The following is a 2,467-nucleotide window of genomic DNA, read 5'->3' on the forward strand; positions in this document are numbered from 1 at the left end:
CCCCGCCCGGCGGGCGGCGGCGCTGGGAGCGGCGCAATCACGCGGGGCGGGACGTGGGGCTGTACGCCGGGCCCGCCGTGGTGCTGGGCGCCGCGGCCGGGGCGGGCCGGGCGTGTCCCGCGGCCGGGGCCGCGGTGCTGGCCGCCGGGGCCTGCGGGGCGTACGACGATGTCGCCGGGGACCACCGGCGGGGGTTCCGGGCGCATCTCGGAGCCCTGCGGGACGGCGAAGTCACCAGCGGGGCCGTGAAGTTGTTCGGGATATCGGCCGCCGGGCTGGCGGCGGGGGCGCTGATGAAGGAGCGCCCGCTGGACAAGCTGCTCGCCGGGGTCGTCATCGCCGGGACCGCTCATCTCGTGAACCTGGTCGACGTACGGCCCGGCCGGGCCGCCGGTGCGGTGCTCGCGCTCGGGGCGCCCGGCCTGCTGCGCGGGGGGCCCGGGGCGCGGATCGCCGCCGGTGCGATGGGGGCGGCGGCCGGCGTGCTGCCCGACGACCTCGGGGAGCGCGTGATGCTCGGGGACACGGGGGCGCATGCCCTGGGTGCCGCACTGGGGGCGGCCGTCGTGGCGGGAAACCGGCGCGCGGGACTGCTCGCGCACGCCGTCGCCGTCGTGGCCGCGGCCCGCTACGGAGACCGGGTGAGTGCCTGGGCGCGTGCCCTGTGAACGGCTGACCTCGCCGTATGCCCGCGCACACCGTTCGGCCATGGCGGAGAATCCCTCACCCGTGTGGGTGATGTGCTCCGGCGCATTGCCCCGGCCCGCCGCGTGATGCGCCCTCCGGGATGTCCCTGAACGGCCGTACGTCCTGGCATGCTTGGCAGGGAACGCGGGGCGGGCAGCGGGCCCGAACGGTCCGTGCGGAGGGCGCGCGGGGTGCGCCCTTCCGCCCCCAGGAGCCCGCTACCTTCTGTACGTTTCCTCGTGACCACTCCACGTGACCCTCATGCCCGTCCCGCGCGAACCTCGTGACCCCTCCACGTGAACCAGGAGTCCCGGCCCCGTGACCCCCGTGAGCAGCAACGCACCGCACGGCCAGTCGCCGCTGCGCACCGTGCAGGTGCTCGGCGGAGGCAACGCCGGCAGCAGCGCGCATGTGCGCTCCCTGGCCGAGGGGCTCGTGGCAAGGGGCGTGCGTGTCACGGTGTGCGCCCCCATCGAAGCCGACCGCGCCTACGGGTTCACCGGGGTCGGCGCCGAACACGTGCACGTGCCGCGCAGCAGCGACCCCGTCTCCGTGGCCGCGCTCCGCACGGCCTGCGCGAACGCCGACCTCGTGCACGCGCACGGCCTGCACGCCTCCTTCCGGGCCGTCCTCGCGCTCAGCGGACGCACCACCCCGCTGGTGGTCACCTGGCACAACCGGGCCCACGCGGAGGGCCCGCGGGCGCATCTGCTGCGGCTGCTGGAGCGGCGGGTGGTGAAGACCGCGGCCGTGGTCCTCGGCACCAGCTCCGACCTGGTCGACCGGGCCCGCCGCACCGGCGCACGGGACGCCCGGCTCGCGGCCGTCGCCCTGCCGGCCCGGCGCCGCGCCGCCGGCCTCCTCGACCCCGGCCCCGACGCCCTCGACGACCCCGATCCGCGACGGCCCAAGATCCAGGCCGAACTCGGCGCCACCGGCCGCCCGTTGCTCATCGCGGTCGGCTCCCTGGACCGGCAGCGCGGCTACGACGTCCTGCTCGACGCCGCCCGCAGCTGGCGCGACCTGGACCCGGTACCGCTGGTGGTGGTCGCGGGCGAGGGGCCGCTGCGGCCGGTGCTGCAACGGCGCATCGAGGACGAGGAGCTGCCGGTGCGGCTCATCGGGCACCGCGAGGACGTCTCCGAGCTGCTCGCCGCCGCCGATCTGGCGCTGCTCACGAGCAGTTGGGAGTCCCGGTCCGTCCTCGCCCAGGAGGCGCTGCACGCGCGCGTACCGCTCGTCGCGACCCGGGTCGGCGGCATCCCGGACCTCGTCGGCGACGCGGCCGAACTCGTCCCGTACGGCGATCCCGCGGCCCTCGCCCGCACCGTCGTACGGCTGCTCGCCGACCCGGAGCGGTGCGCGACGCTGCGGGAGCGCGGCGCCCGGCAGGCCGCCACCTGGCCCACCGAGGACGAGACCGTCGCCCAAGTGCTCAGCGTCTACGACGAGTTGACCCAGCCGCGGCCCCTGGTCTGACCACAGCTCAGGGCACGTGCCGGCGCGCCCGCAGCGCCAGGCTCAACGCCAGCACGGTCTGCGGGTCGTCGAGGTCGGTACCCAGCAACTCCCCGATCCGGGCCAGCCGGTTGTACAGCGTCTGCCGGTTGAGGTGCAGCTCGCGGGCCGTCTCCGCCTTGCGGCCGGCGTGCGCCAGATAGGTCTCCAGAGTCGGCAGCAGCGGCGGCTTGGAGCGGTGGTCGTGCTCGCGCAGCGGGCCGATCGCGCGGTCCACGAAGGCCGCCAGGTCCGGGTGGTCGCGCAGCCGCCACAGCAGCAG

3 protein-coding genes are annotated in these 2,467 nt (G+C 76.4%); 2 read left to right on the forward strand and 1 reads right to left on the reverse strand.

Annotated elements, in window-relative coordinates:
* Positions 1–668: hypothetical protein (locus CCN44_RS39875; RefSeq protein ID WP_107502168.1), on the forward strand; the 668-nt coding region annotated here is incomplete at its 5' end.
* A gap of 337 nt (positions 669–1,005) precedes the next feature.
* Complete coding sequence (locus CCN44_RS39880) at positions 1,006–2,166, forward strand: glycosyltransferase family 4 protein (RefSeq protein WP_086704015.1); 1,161 nt, start codon at positions 1,006–1,008, stop codon at positions 2,164–2,166.
* 7 nt (positions 2,167–2,173) lie between these two features.
* Here CCN44_RS39880 and CCN44_RS39885 read toward each other — a convergent pair.
* The coding region (locus CCN44_RS39885) for a PucR family transcriptional regulator (protein ID WP_143650386.1) at positions 2,174–2,467 on the reverse strand (294 nt) is incomplete at its 5' end.

Origin of the sequence: Streptomyces tricolor, assembly GCF_002155905.1 — a bacterium.
Lineage (GTDB): Bacteria > Actinomycetota > Actinomycetes > Streptomycetales > Streptomycetaceae > Streptomyces > Streptomyces tricolor.